Annotated in this window: 17 protein-coding genes and 2 pseudogenes; 12 read left to right on the top strand and 7 right to left on the bottom strand. The window is 43.2% G+C overall.

All coding sequences use genetic code 11. The features are described from left to right. Positions 1-80: 80 nt before the first annotated feature. From C8D84_RS02610 to C8D84_RS02600, 3 genes are all read right to left on the bottom strand, one after another. Entirely contained in the window at positions 81-719 is a 639-nt protein-coding gene (locus C8D84_RS02610; RefSeq protein WP_109589813.1) for a phosphoadenosine phosphosulfate reductase domain-containing protein, read from the bottom strand. A 164-nt stretch (positions 720-883) separates the two neighbouring features. Continuing rightward, positions 884-1480 (bottom strand): DUF934 domain-containing protein, encoded by a 597-nt coding sequence (locus C8D84_RS02605; protein ID WP_109589811.1) that lies wholly within the window; start codon positions 1478-1480, stop codon positions 884-886. Next, on the bottom strand, positions 1473-3158 hold the full coding sequence (locus tag C8D84_RS02600; protein ID WP_025652043.1) for a nitrite/sulfite reductase: 1686 nt from the start codon (positions 3156-3158) through the stop codon (positions 1473-1475). Before C8D84_RS02600 ends, C8D84_RS02605 begins: the two co-directional genes overlap by 8 nt. 242 nt (positions 3159-3400) lie before the next feature. Between C8D84_RS02600 and sat the strand changes: the two genes are divergently transcribed. After that, positions 3401-4654 carry a sulfate adenylyltransferase gene (sat, locus tag C8D84_RS02595; RefSeq protein WP_109589809.1) on the top strand — a complete coding sequence of 418 codons (1254 nt, stop codon included), beginning with the start codon at positions 3401-3403 and terminating at the stop codon, positions 4652-4654. A gap of 117 nt (positions 4655-4771) precedes the next feature. Here sat and C8D84_RS02590 read toward each other — a convergent pair whose 3' ends face one another. After that, complete coding sequence (locus tag C8D84_RS02590) at positions 4772-5293, bottom strand: hypothetical protein (RefSeq protein WP_045456193.1); 522 nt, start codon at positions 5291-5293, stop codon at positions 4772-4774. A 176-nt stretch (positions 5294-5469) separates the two neighbouring features. Further along, positions 5470-6778, bottom strand: a pseudogene (locus C8D84_RS02585) (RNA-guided endonuclease InsQ/TnpB family protein). A gap of 74 nt (positions 6779-6852) precedes the next feature. Between C8D84_RS02585 and tnpA the strand changes: the two are divergent. The 6 genes and pseudogenes from tnpA to C8D84_RS02555 form a co-directional block, all read left to right on the top strand. After that, the gene (gene tnpA / locus C8D84_RS02580) at positions 6853-7251 is read left to right on the top strand and encodes an IS200/IS605 family transposase (RefSeq protein ID WP_109589807.1); all 399 of its coding nucleotides are present in this window, start codon (positions 6853-6855) and stop codon (positions 7249-7251) included. A gap of 340 nt (positions 7252-7591) precedes the next feature. Continuing rightward, the gene (locus C8D84_RS02575) at positions 7592-8608 is read left to right on the top strand and encodes a sulfate ABC transporter substrate-binding protein (protein ID WP_170108262.1); all 1017 of its coding nucleotides are present in this window, start codon (positions 7592-7594) and stop codon (positions 8606-8608) included. A 249-nt stretch (positions 8609-8857) separates the two neighbouring features. Continuing rightward, a complete protein-coding gene (locus C8D84_RS02570; protein ID WP_109590074.1) occupies positions 8858-9952 on the top strand; it encodes a sulfate ABC transporter substrate-binding protein in 1095 nt (364 codons plus the stop codon). Between the two features lie 283 nt (positions 9953-10235). Beyond that, the gene (gene cysT, locus C8D84_RS02565) at positions 10236-11120 is read left to right on the top strand and encodes a sulfate ABC transporter permease subunit CysT (protein ID WP_045456184.1); all 885 of its coding nucleotides are present in this window, start codon (positions 10236-10238) and stop codon (positions 11118-11120) included. Continuing rightward, positions 11120-12076: a sulfate ABC transporter permease subunit CysW gene (gene cysW / locus C8D84_RS02560; protein WP_045456181.1), complete on the top strand. Its 957-nt coding sequence runs from the start codon at positions 11120-11122 to the stop codon at positions 12074-12076. Before cysT ends, cysW begins: the two co-directional genes overlap by 1 nt. Positions 12077-12186: 110 nt before the next feature. Beyond that, a pseudogene (locus C8D84_RS02555) lies at positions 12187-12906 on the top strand (sulfate/molybdate ABC transporter ATP-binding protein); the annotation flags it as partial. A gap of 153 nt (positions 12907-13059) precedes the next feature. On the opposite strand, the gene C8D84_RS02550 reads toward C8D84_RS02555, so the two are convergent. Next, entirely contained in the window at positions 13060-13389 is a 330-nt protein-coding gene (locus C8D84_RS02550; protein WP_045456178.1) for an ArsR/SmtB family transcription factor, read from the bottom strand. Positions 13390-13767: 378 nt separating this feature from the next. Between C8D84_RS02550 and C8D84_RS02545 the strand changes: the two genes are divergently transcribed. From C8D84_RS02545 to bfr (C8D84_RS02535), 3 genes are all read left to right on the top strand, one after another. After that, positions 13768-13959 carry a (2Fe-2S)-binding protein gene (locus C8D84_RS02545; RefSeq protein ID WP_045447323.1) on the top strand — a complete coding sequence of 64 codons (192 nt, stop codon included), beginning with the start codon at positions 13768-13770 and terminating at the stop codon, positions 13957-13959. A gap of 436 nt (positions 13960-14395) precedes the next feature. Then, on the top strand, positions 14396-14884 hold the full coding sequence (bfr, locus tag C8D84_RS02540) for a bacterioferritin (RefSeq protein WP_109589803.1): 489 nt from the start codon (positions 14396-14398) through the stop codon (positions 14882-14884). Positions 14885-14951: 67 nt separating this feature from the next. Continuing rightward, entirely contained in the window at positions 14952-15431 is a 480-nt protein-coding gene (gene bfr, locus C8D84_RS02535; protein ID WP_109589801.1) for a bacterioferritin, read from the top strand. Positions 15432-15621: 190 nt separating this feature from the next. Here bfr (C8D84_RS02535) and C8D84_RS02530 read toward each other — a convergent pair whose 3' ends face one another. Further along, on the bottom strand, positions 15622-16998 hold the full coding sequence (locus C8D84_RS02530) for a DHA2 family efflux MFS transporter permease subunit (RefSeq protein ID WP_109589799.1): 1377 nt from the start codon (positions 16996-16998) through the stop codon (positions 15622-15624). Between the two features lie 355 nt (positions 16999-17353). Between C8D84_RS02530 and yghU the strand changes: the two genes are divergently transcribed. Together yghU and C8D84_RS02520 are read left to right on the top strand one after the other, a co-directional pair. Continuing rightward, complete coding sequence (yghU, locus tag C8D84_RS02525; protein ID WP_109589798.1) at positions 17354-18208, top strand: glutathione-dependent disulfide-bond oxidoreductase; 855 nt, start codon at positions 17354-17356, stop codon at positions 18206-18208. Positions 18209-18567: 359 nt separating this feature from the next. After that, positions 18568-19839 (top strand): DUF1176 domain-containing protein, encoded by a 1272-nt coding sequence (locus C8D84_RS02520; RefSeq protein WP_228244428.1) that lies wholly within the window; start codon positions 18568-18570, stop codon positions 19837-19839. Positions 19840-20377: the final 538 nt, after the last annotated feature.

Below are 20377 nucleotides of genomic sequence, written 5' to 3'. Positions count from 1 at the left end.
CTGAATATTGAATCTACTATGACAATAAAAAAACACCTCTTATATCTAAGAAGTGTTTTTATCGTAAAGCTACGAAATACCTAAAGCTGCGTGTGCAAGCCACACTCACGGCTTTCTTCTACTTTCGTTGGATCAAAGTAATCAAATTCATTCGGTAAGTGATGCTCTTCGAGATAAACATCTAAATCGGCGTCAGTGTTTTCAAACAATGGCGCTACTTTTAAGACGCCATCTTTTGATAGGCTAAGTACATCAAGACCTTGGCGGAATTCGGTTTGATCTTTACGAATAGCATTGAACCAAACATCAGGCTTTAACTCATCTAGCGCACGGCGGAAGGGCTCTAATTTTACTTGGTCGGTGAATTCATCATGCTGTGGGTTGTCGATACCTGGGATACCGTTCATGGTCGCGTCACGATACGCTGCCGTTTGCTTAGGAATATAGGTGATGACGTTTAAATTTAAATCACGGATGACTTTATTGGCAAATTGATAAGTGGCATCCGTGTTATAACCTGAGTCTACCCACAATACGGTGATGTCAGGGCGCTGTTTGGCAACCAAATGCAGAATCGCTGACTCGTATGGGCGGAAGTTAGTGGTGATGATTGGGTTTTTCGCTTGGCTTAATGCCCACTCAACGATTTGCTCAGGCGACTTGCCTTGCAATGATTGGTTGGCTTGGTCGAGGTCTAAATTTGGATGTAATTGGCTCATAATACGTTCCTTAATGGTTGTTAATAATTTAAATGCATAAAGTTAAAGATGGTAAAAAAATTAAGTATTGAATAGTAATCTTAGGCTGGGTTTTTAACCCAGCTGTGAAAATTTATAAAAGTAATAGGTCGTTGCTGTCATAATTTAAATTGAAATAATACAAATTAGGCGTCCGCAAACATCGGTAAGTCGGCGGCGTTGCGACCGTCATAACTGCTAGCCAGCGCGTTAAATGCTTGGCTGATGTCGGAGATGGACTGTAGGTCATGCTCGCTTATCATAAAACTGTCCGCGCCCGCACGTAGTAGGTAGGCAATTTGGTCACGCCCAAACTTGCCAGCCATACGAATCTCGCCTTGGTAACCGATCTGGCGTAGGGTCTGGGCAAAGCTAAAGCCGCGTCCATCGGTGAACACTGGCACATTAATCACAATTAAATCTTGCTGCAATAAAAACTCTGGTATGCGAGTTAGCACTTCCGTATCGCTATTCGATGTCACCCAGACACCAAGATTGCTGGTATGTTGAGCGAGTAATTCATACACCTCTTGCAATAGACCGCCAGCAATATTGCCCTTAGTATCCAATAAATCGCTAAGCGGTAAGAGCACATCGAGCTTTTCTTGCTTTTGTAAAATTTCGAGCAATGATATGTGGGTCAGTGCGATACCATCTGGTAGATCGTTAGTCGTCAGTACATGCCAAGTATCGTTTTGACTGATGTCCGCAGCCTCGCTATTGAAAAGATGATGATTACCCATAGACCTTCTCCTTAAAGGGTGCAAGGCCAATACGATTGATCAGCTCACCAAAGCCTTCTACCTCATTCTCATTAGCCACGCGTTGCTCTAGATAGACGTCTACTATCTTTTGTATCGTCGTCGCGACATCATCAGATGGCACCGCTTTACCCAATATCTTGCCGATTTTGGCGTCGTTACTAGAGTTTCCGCCGAGGCTGATTTGATACCAGTATTCGCCTTTTTTATCGACACCAAGGATACCGATATCGCCGGTATGATGATGCGCACAGGCATTCATACAGCCAGACATATTGAGGCGGATTTCACCCAAATCATAAAGATAGTCGAGATCATCAAATTGCTTTTCGATTTGTTCAGCGATATTGTGGGTTGTGGCATTGGCGAGCGAGCAAAAGTCCCAGCCTGGGCAGACGATCATATCGGTGAGGGTATTGATATTTGGACGGGCCAAATGTAGCGCAACCAACTGTTGCCATAGCTCGTATAAGCGGTTGGTTTGTACATCAGCGAAAACCAGATTTTGCTGATAAGTACCACGCAATTCACCAAAGCTATGTTCATCAGCGAGGTCGGCGAGGGCGTCCATTTGCGACTCACTGATATCACCTGAAGGCACGTACTTACCATTGACCAACCCTGCTTTTAACGAAATCACCACGGCGCGATAACCTGCGATTTTATGGGCGACCGTATTTTGGTTATACCAATTGGCAAAGTCTTTATCAGCGTTTAATTGCTGCTGCAAGTCCGACTGTACTTGGAGCGCATCAAAGCTTAGATAATCAGGTTCGGTAAAATAACTACTGGCTTTGTCAAAGCTGGCATCGGTTAGAGTTAATGAGCCATCTTTGGTGTGTGCTTCCCATTCAGCGTCGACCAGTTTAGCAAAGGCAGGACCGCCCATGCTCTCGACTAATATTTTGATACGCGCTTTGAATTTATTATCGCGGCGACCATGCAGATTATAGACGCGCAAAATCGCATCTAAATAGCTGAGTAAATGATGGCGTGGTAAAAATTTATTAATGGTTTTGCCAATCACTGGCGTACGTCCAAGCCCGCCACCAACAATCACCTCAAATCCAAGCTCGCCTTCTTCATTGGCTTTTAAATGCAGTCCGATATCATGCACCTGCGTCGCTGCCCGATCATTGGCGGTACCAATGACGGCAATCTTAAATTTGCGCGGTAAAAATGCAAACTCAGGATGAAAGGTTGACCACTGGCGAATAATCTCACAATAAGGACGTGGATCAGCAATCTCTTCTTTATGAATACCGGCGTAAGGGTCAGTGGTGGTATTACGAATACAGTTGCCCGAAGTCTGAATGGCATGCATCTGTACCGATGCCAGCTCCGCCAAAATATCTGGCACTTCTTCAAGTTTTGGCCAGTTCAGCTGCATATTGGTACGAGTGGTAAAGTGTCCGTAACCTCTGTCATATTTGCGGGTAATCTCGGCGAGCTTACGCAATTGATAGGTTGCCAGCAAGCCATATGGAACCGCAATACGCAACATCGGCGCATAACGCTGGATATAAAGACCGTTCTGCAAACGCAGCGGCAAAAATTGCTCTTCTGGCAGCTCGCCTGCCAAAAACCGTTCAGTTTGGTCGCGAAATTGGGCGACTCGTTCTTCTACCAAGGTTTGGTCAGCATAATTATATTGGTACATGACGTAATCTCAATAATGATAGACGTATATGATAGCTTAAAAACTGCTCAGTGACAGTTTAGTTTAGCTTAGCTTAGCGTCACATCATATAAGCTATAGCGTTAAAACATAAATTCCTATAAGTCATATCCATATCCAAAGTCAGCATAAATTTTCATAACGAAAATTCGGTAGCCTATGCGTATTCTATTTATAACCCATTTACTCAGCTTTCTCACTCATCATTAAGGTTTTAAATTAATATGACATCTTCAGTCCCCAATCAAGCAGCCTCAAAACTAGTACCCCCTCATGGTAGCGACACCCTAAAGCCACTATTATTAAAAGGTAAAGCACGCGAAGAGGCTCTAGAACTTGCCAGCACTTTGCCGACTATCACGCTAAGCTCACGTGAGCGTGGTGATTTGATTATGCTTGGTATTGGTGGCTTCACCCCGCTAAATGGCTTTATGAATCAAGCCGATTGGCAAGGCGTTGTTGACAACATGCGTCTGCAAAGTGGTGAGAATGCTGGCTTGTTTTGGCCAATCCCCATTACTTTATCTGCTCCAAGAGCACTGACCGATACTTTGAGCCAAGGTGATAAAGTGGCTTTGGTCGCGGATGATGGGGAAGTGATGGGCATCATTACTGTCGAAGAAACTTATGATATCGACAAAGACCATGAGTGCCAGCAAGTCTTTACCACAACTGATCCTGAACATCCGGGCGTGCAGCAAGTCCTGAACCAAGGCGAAGTCAACATCGCAGGTCGCGTCGAAGTACTAAGCGAAGGCGAGTTCCCCGCCTTATACCCAGAGATTTATAAAACGCCAGCTGAGACGCGCGAGATATTGGATGCCAAAGGCTGGAAAACAGTCGCCGCCTTCCAAACGCGTAACCCTATGCACCGCTCACACGAATATCTGGCCAAGATTGCGATCGAGATTTGTGATGGCGTACTGATTCATTCGCTACTCGGCGCATTAAAACCAGGAGATATCCCAGCTGAGGTACGCCAAGAAGCCATTAAGACCTTGATTGATAATTATTTCAGAGCTGATACCGTGATCCAAGCAGGCTATCCGCTAGACATGCGTTATGCCGGTCCGCGTGAGGCGCTACTGCATGCAGTATTCCGTCAAAACTACGGTTGTAGCCATCTGATTGTTGGTCGTGACCACGCTGGTGTCGGCGATTATTACGGTGCCTTTGATGCACAAACGATATTTGAACAGGTTGGTAAAGATGATCTTATCACTCAACCACTAAAAATTGGCTGGACGTTCTGGTGTAATGCTTGTAATGCCATGGCATCAGATAAGACTTGCCCGCATGAAGCGTCTGAACACGTTAAAGTATCAGGTACGAAGCTGCGTAAAGCGCTATCAGAAGATGAAGAAGTACCAGACAACTTTAGCCGTCCAGAAGTACTACAAATTTTGCGCGATTATTATGCTGGTATCGCAAGAGAGGAACGTGCTGAAGTGAAATTAGTCGGTGCCTCTGCGGTGTAAACCAAGATTATCAGCATACAAACCAGTATCAAAAAAAGGTGTCAGACTTATCATCTGACACCTTTTTTTTGATACTGGTTTTCAACGCCTGTTATCTAAGCTAGCGTTCGTTATCTATTAAATCTCTAAATCTGTTGTCAGCTTTTGATAGTCACCAATCAATGTGCCACCGCCAGAGCAGAAGTAGTTAAGCGCGTATTTATCTTGACTATCAATAGTCAGCTTATCATCCTTAAATTGAAAGAATGCTGTACTGTCATTGACTTTGCTTTGGAAAATAATGCCGTGCGCGTCGTCTTGACCCATTAATGTCGCCTTGCTATCAAACTGGCAACTGGGCTTTTTAATATCGCTACGGGCGCGAACCTTTATGTTGATTTGCTGATCACTCTCTGCCCGTACCATGACGCCAACCCAATCATAGCCTTGCGCGCGCTTTTCATAACCTTCATCAGCATAATCTCCAACGACTGCTTGCACAGCTGGCATGACATCGGCTATAGGTTGTTTTATGGCTTGGTGATTCACGCTAGGTGTCATGTTATTACAGCCACTTAAGGCAAACAGAGCCGCCGATGTGGTGAAAAATACCGAAAAAAAGCGTGAGTGACGAGCGGCACGAGGTGGAGACATGATCATTTAAGTACCTTTGATAAAGGAGTGATTAAGAGGAATGGTCGTTATCTAAACGAAACGCCTAACAGCATGGCTGTAAGGATATTAGAGATAGTATCGTTTACATAAAGGCTCGTCTATTTGACATACTCCCCCCACTTTCGCCAAGCTCAAGTGGGGGATTCTAAAAGCAAACGCTCTTAGGCAACATTCTCACGAATATCACAAGTTTTCTGTTTCAACGGGCGACCCTTTACCGCATCTTCCCTCCGCAGACAACACGGCATGCCCTGCCGCTAATATGTTGCGAGCCGCGTTAACATCTGCGTTCGCAACATAACCACATTGGACGCACTCAAATTTTGATTGAGTTTGTCTATTTTCTTTGGCGACATGCTTGCAGTTAAAGCAGGTTTGGCTGGTGTAACGTGGATTGATTTTCACTAGCAGCCCACCTTGCCATTGCTGCTTGTACTCAAGCATATTGACCATCATGGCCCAGCCTTGATCCAAAATTGATTTATTCAATCCTGATTTGGCTTTGATATTATAACCTTTTTTCTCCATCGACCCGCTTGCAGACTTCGACATATTGGTTACTTTTAAGTCCTCACAAGCAATCATAGCGTGGTTTTTGCTGATGCTGGTGGTGATTTTATGCAAGTAGTCATGACGAATATTGGCGATATGATGGTGCAATTTCTGTATCTTACGGTTTTGCTTTTTCCAGTTTTCACTGAATTTTACTTTCTTGATTAATTGACGCTGTAATCTAGCAAGCTTGAGTTGATTGGCTTTAAAGCCGTTTTTAGGTTTGATGTATTCACCATTTGAGGTGGTGAGTAGTTTGCTGATACCCATGTCTAATCCAATAGCGCTTATGGCAGGATGCCGAGGGTTCTCAGCCAGTTCAAGTTCACACCCAAACGACACGTACCAGCGCCCTGATTTCTTGCTGATGGTGACGTTTTTGATGGTGCCGATAATGTTTTGGGATTTTCTAAACTTCACCAAGCCAATACCGTTGGGTAGTTTGACTCGATTGTCCTCAACACGGCAATATTTATCAAACTGAACCAAGCGAATTGAGTCGCAGCCATCGGACTTGTGCTTAAATCTTGGCATCAGTGGACGTAGTTGGATCTCCGATCCATCAGCCAATTTAAAGAACTTGGGTTTACGGGGTTTCTTTTTATTTTCTTTTAACCTGGCATGGACTTTGGGGTCAAAAAAACGTGACCAAGCAGAGGCGAGATCACGTACTTTTTGTTGTAAAGCCACCGCATTTGAACTGGTTTTTAGGAAGTCAAAATCAGGATTACTTTTTAAATCTATAATTTTATTAACCAGATTGGTGGCATTAATAAACTCGTTGTTAGCAAACATCTCAAATGAGATTGCCAGCATTTGATTCCAAACAAAACGCGCAGAGCCGACAAGATTATTTAAAATAACCGTTTGCTCCGTATTAGGCTCAAGCCTAAATTTATACGCTTTGTTGATCTTCATAAACACTTTCTTTATTAATGAGTGTGTATTTGATATTATGATTATAATTCTAACACTTAAGGGTTTTTATTACAATGAGTGAGATATATAAAAATCGCTATGCCGCCTTTAACCTACACGTTCATTTGGTTTTTTTTACCAAGTACCGAAAAAAAGTTTTAGTTGAGTTGCATCATGATTATTTTAGTGAATGTGTTGCTGAGCTCTGTAAAATTTTTGACGCTGAGCTAAAGGAGTGTAACGGTGAGGCAGATCACATTCACATGCTTATTCAGTATCCGCCAACGGTGCAGTTAAGCAAGTTGGTTAATAATCTAAAGTCAGTCACAAGTAGACGAATGAGAGGCGATTTCATTGAGTTAAGAGCAGCTTATGCCAAGCCGGTGCTTTGGTCCCGATCTTATTTTGCAAGCTCTTGTGGTGGTGCGCCATTAGATATTATTAAGCAATATATTCAGAATCAGCGAGGCTAGCCTAAGCCTTGTGAAATAATTAATAAAATGACTTATGCCAAGTTAATCACTCGATAAGCGCATTTGTCACTAAGCATTTGACTCACATGCTGTTAGCATATTTCTCATTATCCATAGAACCGTATCCAAAGAATTATGAGCATTAATAAGATTGTCAATGCTGTGGAAAACGCTTCTATCAACATTATTGAGAGCACCCATGCAACCAGATAACAAAAGTATTCAGCAAATATCTCAAAATCTTCGTTTTGCTAACCTGCATACCCTTATTGAGGATAAAAAGACGCCAACGCCGATCGCCAATATCAGTGTTAAAGTTGGTAGCGTACTGGCGTTTGCTATGCTAATGACAGGCTGTAATCCTACCGAAGCCACTCAGCAAGACGGCTCGAACGCAACGGGTGATGCAAAAAATATCAGTTTATTAAATGTCTCTTATGATGTATCACGCGATTTTTATAAAGATTATAACGCTTTATTTAGCGCAGATTATCAGCAAAAGCATTCAGACAGTCAGGTAAATATCAACCAATCACATGGTGGCTCAAGCAAACAAGCGCTGTCGGTTGCCAATGGTCTGCAAGCAGATGTAGTGACCTTAAACCAAGAAAGTGATATGAATCTGTTGGTTAAAAAAGGCTTGGTCACAGCTGATTGGCAGCAAGCGTTCCCGAACAATGCGGTGCCTTATACCAGTACCATGGTGCTATTGGTGCGCGATGGTAACCCCAAAAACATCAAAGACTGGTCGGACTTGGCGCGTAACGATATCGACGTGGTGATACCAAACCCGAAAACCAGTGGCACCGCGCGTTATGCGTTTTTGGGTGCTTATGGTTATGGATTACATCAATTTAAAGAAACGGTGCAAAGTCCTGCCAAAACGGATGATTTTATCAAAAGACTACTGGCAAACGTGGTCACTTATGACAATGGCGCACGCGCCGCAACAACCAGCTTTACTCAGCGCAGGCTGGGCGATGTACTCATCACGACCGAAAATGAAGCGCATTTAGCCGTCAAGCAATTTGCCAAAGGACAGGTCGATATCGTTTATCCCAGTTATTCTATTGTGATTGCGAATCCAGTGGCGGTCGTAACAGCCGTCACTGACAAGGGCGGCAAGACGGCAGCGGCGAATGCTTACCTAAAAGGCTTATGGGACACTCCAGCACAAGAGCTTATGGCAGAGATGTATATGCGTCCAAGTAACCCACAAGTGCTGGCAGCTCACAAAGCAACCTTGCCTGATATTGAGACTTTTGAGCCGGTAGCAGTATTTGGTTCTTGGGAGCAGATTATGGACACTTTCTTTGTCGATGGTGGGCGTTTTGATCAGCTGGCAAGAGTGAAGTAGGGAGCCTTTATCAAGAGATCGTCAATGACCTGATACATGCTCAAAGTGCTCAATTTGTATGAGCCAGAGCGGGTAGTTAGTAGGGTGTCAGCCTTATGTGTTAACGATACTATTTAAGTAATTGATAACCTTGTGTTTATCCCTTTGTTATTCCATTTTGGCAATAACATACGCATATTCATCATTAAACATAATAAGATGGCACTGTTAGCATACTTGCATTACTTAACAGATACCTTTGAGGAATTTATGACATACGCTTTGCACTATCAACAAAAAAGTAAAAAACGTCACGTCTTGAGCATTGCAGGCGTTGCATTAACCTTAGGGCTGGCTGGCTGTAGCAATAGCGAGACAGAAACGACTGCTAATGCAGATGGCACCGCTGCCACAGAAGGTCAAAATATTGAGCTACTGAACGTCTCATATGATGTGGCACGTGACTTTTATAAAGACTACAACCCATTATTCGTTGAGCATTATAAAGCTGAAAATCCAAACAGCAATATTCTAATCAAGCAGTCACATGGTGGCTCAAGCAAACAAGCGCTGTCGGTTGCCAATGGTCTGCAAGCAGATGTCGCTACCATGAACCAAGGCTCTGATATTGAGCTGCTTGAGAAAAAAGGTTTGGTTGAATCAGATTGGGAAAGTAAATTCCCAGACAATGCCGTGCCTTTTACCAGTACCATCGTATTCTTAGTCCGTAAAGACAATCCAAAAGGCATCAATGACTGGGAAGATTTGACCAAAGAAGGCGTTGAGATCGTCATGGCCAATCCAAAAGTGACGGGTAATGGTCGTTATGCGTTCTTGGGCGCTTATGGTTATGGCTTACATGCTTTTGATAAAAACGAGACCAATGCCAAAAACTACGTGAAAGACATGCTTAAAAACGTCAAAGTTTATGAGAATGGCGGGCGCGCTGCGACCACCACTTTCGTTCAGCGTGGTATCGGTGATGTCCTAGTGACTTTTGAAAATGAAGCCAACCTTGCCGCAACTGATTTTGGTGCTGGTAAAGTTGACATCGTTTATCCTAAATACTCTATTAAATCAGAAAGCCCTGTTGCGATTGTCAAGTCAGTGACAGATAAAAAAGGCACAACGGATGCCGCAAAAGCTTATCTTGACTACTTATGGAGCGAGCCTGCTCAGCAGCTAGCAGCCAACCTATACTTGCGTCCTAGTGTCGAAAGCGTCCTTGATAAAAATGGTGATAAATTACCACCAATCGAAACATTCCGTCCAAATGATGCCTTTGGTACGTGGGATGAGATTATGGGTACTTACTTCAGTGATGGCGGCGTATTCGACCAGCTCGCCATTAACGCCCCGCAGTAATCACTTGCTAAGTGCATAAGAGAAGCTACTGCGCTAGCAAATGCAGTCAGTCACACCATTAGTCATGCAGAATCTTATAAAGGACATGGTCATATACGCTATGTCCTTTATACCGTAAGCATATTAATAACTACCTGATAGCGTGGTTTTATGGACGACATCATCGTTAAATGCTTTCTGTTAAGTGCTTTTTTTAAGTATCAATAGTGAAAACCCACGTTAAGCAATAACAATAAATAGTAATCATCGCTAAGTACGATTGGTTAGGCAATAGGACATCATTATGAGTGCAAAAACATCTCCTGCCAGCAAAGCCCCTGTAAAAAAAGGGTGGTTAACACGTTTGCGCCAACGCAATGTGCTGCCAGGGTTCGGCCTGAGCATGGGTATCACGGTCTTTAGCTTGTCGCTACTGGTGGTATTACCGTTTGCCATGATGGCCTACACCACGACTCAGATGGGTTGGACTGGATTCTGGGAGACGATTAGTCAGCCGCAAGTCACTGCTGCTATCAAGCTAAGCTTATGGATGTCATTTTTGGCGATGCTGACCAACATGGTGTTTGGCACATTGGTCGCTTGGGTACTCGTACGCTACGAGTTCTGGGGTAAGTCGCTGATTAATGCGCTAGTTGATTTACCATTTGCATTACCAACGGCGGTCACAGGCATTTCGCTTGCGACCCTTTATGCCCCTAATGGTTTGATTGGACAGTGGTTTGATAAATTTGGCATTCAGGTCGCCTTTACACCTATAGGTATTTGGCTCGCATTGGTTGTGGTCAGCTTTCCTTTTATTGTCCGTGCGGTACAACCTGTACTCGCTGAGCTATCGGTTGAATTTGAAGAGGCAGCCGCGGTATTGGGCGCCAATCGCTTGACGACGTTTCGCAAAGTAATTTTGCCAGAGCTGTTGCCCGCTTTACTCATGGGTGCAGGCATGATGTTTGCTCGTGCCACTGGCGAGTACGGTTCGGTTATCTTTATCGCTGGCAATATTCCCATGCAATCAGAGATTTTACCGCTCATTATCATTAGTAAACTAGAGCAGTTTGATGTTCAAGGGGCTTCTGCGGTTGCATTATTTATGCTACTGATCTCATTTGTGATCTTATTGACCATTAACATCATGCAGTGGAAACTGTCGCGCCGTGTAGGAGCTCGCTAATGCAAATATCTAATAGCTACGACTACCAAAGTAACGCAGCGACTAAAGATACGCCATGGATACGCCTTACCTTTATCGTCATCGCAGTGCTATTTATGGTCATCATGTTGGTCATTCCGTTGCTGGCTGTATTCTATGAAGCCTTTAAAGGTGGCTGGCAGTTGTATATTGCCTCGTTGGTTGATCCAGAAGCCCTGCAAGCCATTAAGCTGACATTAATTACCGCGGCTATCGTCTTACCCATCAATATGGTGATGGGTATCGCCATCGCATGGTTAGTGACGCGCTATCAGTTTAAAGGTAAGCAGCTGGTCACCACTTTGCTTGATCTGCCATTTTCAGTATCACCCGTCGTTGCAGGTCTGATGTTCGTTTTACTATTTGGACTCAATTCCACCATTGGCGGCTGGCTTGAGAGCATGGGGTTTCAAGTTATTTATGCGGTTCCAGGGATCGTGCTCGCTACTTTATTTGTCACCTTTCCCTTTGTAGCACGTGAGCTGATACCGCTGATGCAGACGCAAGGCGACTCTGAAGAGCAAGCGGCATTGACCTTGGGCGCGACTGGTTGGCAGACGTTTTGGCATGTGACACTACCGAATATCAAATGGGCACTACTCTATGGTTTGATTTTGACCAATGCGCGGGCAATGGGTGAGTTTGGGGCGGTGAGTGTGGTATCTGGTCATATTCGCGGTGAGACCAACACCATGCCACTACTGGTTGAGATTGCTTACAATGATTATAACTTTACCGCCGCTTTTGCCTTGTCAAGCCTACTTGCCGCGCTGGCGCTCGTGACGTTGCTTATTCAACAAGTCATGACTAAGCTACAAGAGCGCAAATTTGCCAAGTCCGAACGGCTGGCAAGTGTGCCTGAATTACTGGTAAGTGCCAACGCTACGAAGGCTACCAATACTACTGATGCAACAACCGCTGAAATTTCGGATAAGTAATACTATCTACACTTGGTCTGAAAGGGCTGGCATTAGATTTAATTTAATAATGTAAATGCGGTAACCAAAAAATCTGCCACCATACCAAAGATATAATAAGAGAACCCATTATGAGCATCGAGATTCGCAACGTTAATAAAAAATTCGGTCAGTTTACCGCCTTAGATAATATCAATATCACCGTGCCGACTGGCAAGCTGACCACTTTGCTGGGACCATCAGGCTGTGGCAAAACGACGTTGTTACGCATTATCGCCGGCTTAGAATATGCTGATTCAGGGCAGATATTGTTTGATGAGATGGATGTGACCAATACGCCAGTACAAAAGCGCCATATTGGCTTTATGTTTCAGCATTACGCATTGTTTCGTCATAAAAATATCGCCGATAATGTCGCCTTTGGACTGACCTTGTTACCAAAGAATGAGCGGCCAAGTAAGGCAGATATCAATAAGCGCGTTGCCGAGCTATTAGACTTGGTGCAGCTGCCACAAGTGGCCAATGCTTATCCGCATCAATTATCAGGCGGTCAGCGTCAACGGATTGCGCTGGCACGCGCCTTAGCAGTGAAGCCAAAATTATTGTTGCTCGATGAGCCTTTTGGTGCACTCGATGCCAAGGTACGTAAAGAGCTGCGCACGTGGTTAAAGAACATCCACCATGAGCTTGGTATTACCAGTATCATGGTCACTCACGATCAAGAAGAAGCCCGCGCCGTCTCAGATGAGATCGTGGTCATGAATCAAGGGCGGGTAGAGCAGGTAGGCACATCGGAGGAGCTGATACACCAGCCAGCCAATGCGTTTATCAGTGATTTTTTAGACTTAGCATAGTGAAATTTGGTGCAGTTCTTCTGTTATAACCCATAAAAAAAGACCTATTTATTGTAGGTCTTTTTTTTATAGGTTAAAGCAGGTCTCAATTTCATTTGGTATCTAGCGTTATTGAGATCAAATGTTGATAGCAATAATGCTAGATAGTCATCATATCTCAGCAGGCTTGGACATATCGATGTCTTTGCTAGATATTTGCTTATAAGTAATATCCAAAATCTCTTGGCACCATTCTGGCAAGTCGTCAGCGACTTCATACCACATCCACGTACCGTCGCGAACACAGCTTAAAATACCGAGTTTCTTTAAATGGTTCAAATGACGCGATATCGTTGGCTGTGGTTGATCTAGTATTTCTACCAACTCACCAACACAGCGCGACTCTTTGTTAAATAGAATTTGAAATATTTTTAAGCGCGTCGGGTCAGATAAGACTTTAAATAACTCGATAGGTCGTATCGTAAAATTATTATCAGACATAGAACAATTCCAATTGGGCTTTGTTAATAGGGGTTCAATATAACAGCAGTTATCTACAAAATCGATTAAAAAATGGGCTAAATTACAGTTCGTCGTTAATTTACTACCTTTCATCATATTCGGTTACACGCACGCTTATATTCACTTACATCAATTAACTGCGTGCAATATAACTCTACTTTCTTGACTGTACTTTTATACCAATAATATATCAAATGCTATTGCAAATGATAATAGTTATCGTTATTATACATCAAGCCATAAAAATGACCGTGAATATCAAGACAAACACTCTATTCACCATTTTTATCATCAATGCACTAAATTTATGAGCAATAAAAGTAGTTACCGAATAGCGGTATTCAGAGGAGCCAGACCATGTACGTATGCATCTGTAATGACGTAAAAGAAAAGCAAATCAAAGCAGCCATTGCTTCAGGTATCGATACCCTTGACGGTCTAAAAGATACCCTCGATGTTGCGACTTGCTGTGGCTGCTGCGAACCGATGGTTAACGATTACCTAGATGAGCATCATGCTAGACTCGATGTCTTGGCTTACGCTGTTTAAACGTTATCAAACCAGAGATTTACTACCCAGCTGTTCATCACCTCATTACACCAATATCACTAGTACGCCTCGATACCACATACATTCAATATTCCGCACTTATCCTTTGGTCATTATACATAAAGGGTAAGTTGCGAGCGTCCATATAACTTTACTCATACACCTACTACAATGATATTGAGCATCATTAGCAGCCATTGTTGCGATAAATCAGTGATTACTAAAGCTAGCTAATTATGATTCTCAATTAGCATCTTATTCTTAGTTCATAACATTACAAGCTGTATAGCGCCTATATGCTACTATATCTGTCTCACGTTGTAAGACGTTTTGTTGATTTTGATCTTTACTGATCAGTTTACCAATAGTACTATCCTTATATGGATAATTATGAATGTACGGTGATCTGTAAAATATAAATAGGGGAGTATAGGTTATGATAGGTAGCCCAAAAGTCATTGATTATTTGAATTTTTTGTTAGGCGGTGAGCTTGCTGCCCGTGACCAGTATTTTATTCACTCAGAAATGTATGCTGAGTGGCATTATGGCAAATTGTACGACCGTATCCATCATGAGATGGCAGATGAGACGTTACATGCCCAAGCTATTATTCGCCGTATCCTAATGCTGAGTGGCACGCCGAAAATGACGGTCAATGCCATCAATATCGGTGCGACAGTTCCTGAAATGCTGCAACTTGACCTTGAGCTAGAGTATCAAGTACAACAGCACTTAAAAGACGGTATTGCTCTCTGTGAAGCAGAGCGCGATTATGTCACGCGTGAGATGTTGGTAGAACAGCTAAAAGACACTGAAGAAGATCATGCGCATTGGCTTGAGCAACAGTTGCGCTTAATTGAGATGATCAGTCTGCCCAATTATCTACAAAGCCAAATGGCTGAAGTCACTCCCAATCTTGTTTAATGTCACGAAGATATGAACAATAACCATAGTATTTAGCATAAATAACGGCATGAAAGGGAGAGAGATAATGAAAGGGGATAAAGAGGTTATTCGCGCTTTAAATAAAGTGCTCGGACAGTCATTGATTGCCATCAACCAGTACTTTTTACATGCGCGCATTGCGCGCCATTGGGGATTAGAAGCCCTTAATGAAAATTTCTACAAACAGTCTATCGCTGAGATGAAATGGTCTGATGAGCTGATTGCCCGAATTTTATTGCTAGGCGGTTTACCAAATTTGCAAGATTACGGCAAGATGTTCATCGGTGAAGATGTGCCAGAGATTATCGAATGCAATTTGCGCCTAGAAAAACAAAAATTCGAGATCATTACCGATGCCATTACTCTATGTGAAACAAAGTCTGACTATGTGTCACGCCAGCTATTAGTGACGCTAAAAGATGGTAATGAAGAGTATCAAGACTGGTTAGAGACGCAAGAAGACTTGATCGAAAGCATTGGGGTTGAGCGCTATATCCAATCACAAATGGATGATGACGCGCCTTAATGGTTCATTGTTGATGCAATGAGCCGTAATATGCTCTAAAAATGCCAGCGTGTCTTGTGGTTTATAATCACTCACATGCTGGCATTTTTATGTCTCATATTTGACAACGCGTGCTATCTGCACTGCTGACAAAATCAACGCTTAATCAATATTTTTCAAACTCTTTATTCAAAATCCAAATATCAGCGGCTCAGTATAAGCCGCGCCCATCTTCAGGCTTAAGTCGTAAGAAGTACAGCCCCGAGAGAATGGTCAAGACCCCAAGTATCCAATAGGTGGTTTGAAACGCTGTCAGCGTATCCATTTGTAGGCGTTCACGTAACAGCGTCAGTACCGCTGCCCCAAAAGCAATACCGAAACTAATTGCTAACTGCTGATTGACCGCCATTAAGCTATTGCCGCTACTGGTTTGAGCGCCTTCTAAATCACCGATAGTAATCGTATTCATCGCGCTGAATTGCATAGAATTACAAGCGCCCATTATGGTCAAAATAGGGATAAACCATAACCACTGTGAGGCATCGGTAAACTGTGCCAACACAATGATGAGCGTGCCCATCAAAAACGTGTTGAAGACCAGCACTTTGCGATAAGTATAACGCTGAATAATTTTACTGACCCATGGTTTAATCCCGATAGCACCGACTGCGATGGGCGCAAGGAGCCAACCTGCCTGCGACGGTGAGTACTCAAACACCACTTGCAGCAACAGCGGCAGCAAAAACGGTACGGCGCTGATGCCTAATCTGGTAAATAAGTTACCAGTGATGCCAATACGAAAGGTGCGAATGTCAAACAAACTCAAGGGGAACAAGGGTGCTTGACTACGCTTGGCGTGCCAAATATAAGCGCCTATCAATAAGCTGGCCACCAAACTCAGCAGCAACCCATAAAACCCTCGACCAATCTGTGAGCCGAACTCTACAGCAAGCGTAAACCCACAAGCCGCTGCCGCAAACAATAAAAATCCTGTCCAATCAAGCCGCTTGGTATCCTCAAATAGTGCCGGAACCAGTTTTTTGCCCATGATAAAGCCAAAAATACCCATCGGTATATTGATCAAAAATATCCAATGCCAACTGGTATATTGTACGATATAGCCACCTAAGACCGGCCCTACTAGTGGTGCTACCAAAGCAGGAATCACCGCAAAGTTCATAACGGTCAGCAGCTTATTGCGTGGGTAGGATTTGACCAATATTAAGCGAGCCACAGGCGTCATCATCGCCCCGCCAATACCTTGTATAACCCGTGAGCCAATCAAAAAATCCAACGTTGGTGACGCAGCACATAGCAGTGAGCCAATACAAAAGATAATAATCGCTGCCAAAAATACTCGGCGCGTGCCGTATTTATCCGCCAAAAAACCACTGATGGGAATAAATATGGCCAAAGTTAGCGCATAACTGATCACCGCCCACTGCATTTTTAATGGAGACTCACCCAGCGCCTGTGCCATCTGCGGTAATGACGTATTTAATATAGTGGCATCCAAAATTTGCATAAATAGCGCCACCGCTAGCACATAGGGCAAGTATTTATCTTGTGTCGGGGTTAGCGTTACCATGTAAATCTCATTAGATATTCCATCATAAAATGAACAAAATAGTCTATTGACGACTAATTCGCTATACCAACCGAGTAGTATAAGAAAGACTCAATCATAATAAAAGGGAATCAAAGTAACGGCTGGCGGTTGAGGTTATAAAATTCTGTGTTTAGAGGTAATAATATTAACACTGCTTACAAGAGAGGACTTTAATATCAGGGTTGGTTATCGTTATAGTAAACCCTCGCTAACGACTTAAGCCAACAGATAAGCAGTATAGTCAATTTCATCTCAATCATATGATATTGAATTGACTACCGACGATATAAGTAGAAGCATCAACAATACGATAAAGATAAACTGAGGATATATTATGAGTCAGGAAAATAACAAAGCTTGCAATCATACCGATGGCCAAAACGATAAATATGTCCCGCCAAAGGTTTGGACGCAGGACAAAGAAAACGGTGGTAAGTTTGCCAGTATCAATCGCCCAACAGCGGGTGCGCGCTATGAGAAAGCGCTGCCAGTAGGCGATGCGCCATTACAGCTGTATTCATTGAATACGCCAAATGGCGTCAAGGTTAATATCCTGTTAGAAGAGCTTGCCGAGATTGGTGTTAAAGGTGCTGAATATGATGCCTATAAAATTGATATCTCTCAAGGAGAGCAGTTTGGTTCTGGCTTTGTAGCCATAAACCCTAACTCAAAAATTCCAGCCTTGGTTGATCATTCTTCCGATATAGCTGGCGAGCCGATAGCGCTCTTCGAGTCTGGTGCTATCTTGATGTATCTGGCAGAAAAATTTGACCAATTTATGCCTTTATCACTTGGCAAAGCACGGGCAGAGTGTTTGTCTTGGGTCATGTGGCAGATGGGCAGTGCGCCGTTCTTAGGTGGCGGCTTCGGACATTTTTATGCTTATGCGCCTGAACCGCTAGAGTACCCGATCAACCGCTATACCATGGAAACCAAACGCCAGCTCGATGTGCTAGATACCCATCTAAAAGACAGCACATATATGTGTGGTAACAATGAAGCCGATTATAATATTGCGGATATGATTATTTGGGCATGGTATGGACAATTGGTGCTTGGAAAGCTCTATGATGCCGCCGAGTTCCTGCAAGTTAATGACTACAAGCATGTGAAGCGCTGGGCACAGGCAATTGCTGAACGTCCAGCCGTTAAGCGTGCCGTAGACCTATCATTAAAGCCTATTGACTAAAACTATCGATAACAGACGCATTAATAAAATCAAGGCTGATAGGCTATTTGCTTATCAGCCTTGATTTTATCCGACATCTTGCTATTCTATATTCATATATGGTTATATTAAAATAGAGATATACTTACCTGTTTACACAATGATACATTAGTACAACAGATAGAAACCTTAGTACGTTAAGATAGCTTGAGTAGCTCAAGCAGATAACACCTTAATAAGCGGGTATTTGTACTGCTTATTTAATTGGCTCAATACCATTGGGATACCAGCAAGGTGAATAGAGCCAATTATAATAGATTGAGTAAGTCACACAGAATATCTGATTGAAATAAGATTGACTATATTGATGGATAACGATTATGAAGGATGATAACCGTAAACGGATCAACTTCTCACGACAGGCGATGGCTAGCGAATTAAAAGTTATTAATACTAAACTCAGCGCCATTCATAACGATCAACAGATAGATGCTGATCGATACTCAATATTGCAATACAAAGCCAACTTAACCACCCATCCTAAAAAAATAAAAAAGATACTCTTATTGATGATAAAAAATAAAATACGATTACCTATGTTTGCTGCTATCAGCGCAGCTTTATTTAGTACAGCGACGATGGCCAGCAATGGCATTGAATTTACCAATCAAGACTGGCAGGTAGTCTGCGACAATACTCGTACATGCCGGCTGGCAGGCTATCAAGCAGAAAACAATAGCGAATTTCCTATATCGGTATTGCTCATACGCCGTGCAGGCGCAAATGCTGGTGTGGATGGCAAAGTGAAGCTGGGCGGTGCTAAAGAAAGCTCATCTAAAGCCTTGATGCAACTTGGCAATCGTCATCGTATATCATTGTTCATCAATGGTAGAGACTATGGCGAAACCAAGCCGTTTTCAACTGCAGCAGGTAATGCTGACCTGACCCCAACACAAGTCACAGCGCTACTAGAGGCGCTGACTAAGTCAAGCAAAATTGAGCTAGTACTACGTAACTCACGCTGGCAACTGTCTGATAAAGGGGCTAGCGCCGTCATGCTCAAAGCAGATGAAGCCCAAGGTCGAGTAGGGACGTCATCTGCCTTTATCAATACTGATGGTGCCGCCAAATCAAATAGCACTGTATTGTCATCCAAGTCCGCACCAAAACTGCGCTTTGTGGCGCCCAATCCGAAAGCCGTCGCTAGTAACAATAGAAAGTTTGTGATGAAATCGTCGCAGCTAGCGGCGCTGATGAAGAGTACAATGAAAGATGCGGATAGCGACTGTCCCAATCTATCAGATAAATCACCATGGCGTGTGAGCCGACTGAATAGCTCACAGCTGTTGGCACAACACGATTGCTGGACAGGTGCTTATAATACTGGTGCAGGTATCTGGGTCATCAATGACAGTAAACCTTATAAACCGACATTGGTAACCACCAACGCCACGGGCTATGATAAGGGTAAAATCACTTCCGTACAAAAAGGTCGCGGCATCGGTGATTGTTTAACCAAGACTGATTGGGTATGGACAGGTAAGGCATTTGAAAAAAGCCATGAAAGTACCACAGGGCTTTGCCGTATGATTGAAGCGGGCGGTGCGTGGCAGCTGCCGACGTATGTTACCGAAGTTAAAATGGTGCGATAGCCGCCAATAATACTGCTGATTGTCTTATTACTCAGCATATCGAACACGCACATTTATAAGCCAATTTGCTTTATTTACCGAGAAATTTAATAAATAGCTACATATAATATTTTATTGTGCTATACTGCGTCGCCACGTTAGCTTAGGCTTTCGTGAATTATGAGATTGATAACATCGCCTGCGATTTTGGGTCTAGGATGACCATAAGTAATTGTTGCCGATGATTTTGTGTACTTGAATAACCTGTCATGAAAATAGCAGTTATTTTTGACTCATATCTTATCTACCGAACCATAAATGTGGTTTAAATTGGTTGTTATTCGCGATTATTTGCTTTGGACAAAGCATTAATAATACGCTTATATCAAACAAGGATGAGACACTCGGCACTACCACCAAAATACGTCAGACAGCACGAACGCATTTATTGTAGAGGCTCTAAGCATTATTGGCTTGGCTTCTGATTATCGACACTTACATGTGGTCCGGTAATTCTTTAATAAAGGCAGCGTGGTGAACGGTTATCAGTGGTATGCAT

The sequence above is a fragment of the Psychrobacter immobilis genome, from assembly GCF_003148585.1.
GTDB classification, from domain to species: Bacteria; Pseudomonadota; Gammaproteobacteria; order Pseudomonadales; family Moraxellaceae; genus Psychrobacter; species Psychrobacter immobilis.
Note: the sequence above shows the minus strand (reverse complement) of the source record. Positions and strands in the feature narration are given on the sequence as shown.

Coding starts and splice junctions, on each gene's coding strand:
- C8D84_RS02520 (WP_228244428.1), top strand. CDS start 18,568: ATGAAGGATGATAACCGTAAACGGATCAACTTCTCACGACAGGCGATG.
- tnpA (WP_109589807.1), top strand. CDS start 6,853: ATGAGTGAGATATATAAAAATCGCTATGCCGCCTTTAACCTACACGTT.
- C8D84_RS02610 (WP_109589813.1), bottom strand. CDS start 719: ATGAGCCAATTACATCCAAATTTAGACCTCGACCAAGCCAACCAATCA.
- C8D84_RS02550 (WP_045456178.1), bottom strand. CDS start 13,389: ATGTCTGATAATAATTTTACGATACGACCTATCGAGTTATTTAAAGTC.
- yghU (WP_109589798.1), top strand. CDS start 17,354: ATGAGTCAGGAAAATAACAAAGCTTGCAATCATACCGATGGCCAAAAC.
- cysT (WP_045456184.1), top strand. CDS start 10,236: ATGAGTGCAAAAACATCTCCTGCCAGCAAAGCCCCTGTAAAAAAAGGG.
- C8D84_RS02530 (WP_109589799.1), bottom strand. CDS start 16,998: ATGGTAACGCTAACCCCGACACAAGATAAATACTTGCCCTATGTGCTA.
- cysW (WP_045456181.1), top strand. CDS start 11,120: ATGCAAATATCTAATAGCTACGACTACCAAAGTAACGCAGCGACTAAA.
- C8D84_RS02575 (WP_170108262.1), top strand. CDS start 7,592: ATGCTAATGACAGGCTGTAATCCTACCGAAGCCACTCAGCAAGACGGC.
- C8D84_RS02545 (WP_045447323.1), top strand. CDS start 13,768: ATGTACGTATGCATCTGTAATGACGTAAAAGAAAAGCAAATCAAAGCA.
- C8D84_RS02570 (WP_109590074.1), top strand. CDS start 8,858: ATGACATACGCTTTGCACTATCAACAAAAAAGTAAAAAACGTCACGTC.
- C8D84_RS02605 (WP_109589811.1), bottom strand. CDS start 1,480: ATGGGTAATCATCATCTTTTCAATAGCGAGGCTGCGGACATCAGTCAA.
- C8D84_RS02600 (WP_025652043.1), bottom strand. CDS start 3,158: ATGTACCAATATAATTATGCTGACCAAACCTTGGTAGAAGAACGAGTC.
- sat (WP_109589809.1), top strand. CDS start 3,401: ATGACATCTTCAGTCCCCAATCAAGCAGCCTCAAAACTAGTACCCCCT.
- C8D84_RS02590 (WP_045456193.1), bottom strand. CDS start 5,293: ATGATCATGTCTCCACCTCGTGCCGCTCGTCACTCACGCTTTTTTTCG.
- bfr (WP_109589801.1), top strand. CDS start 14,952: ATGAAAGGGGATAAAGAGGTTATTCGCGCTTTAAATAAAGTGCTCGGA.
- bfr (WP_109589803.1), top strand. CDS start 14,396: ATGATAGGTAGCCCAAAAGTCATTGATTATTTGAATTTTTTGTTAGGC.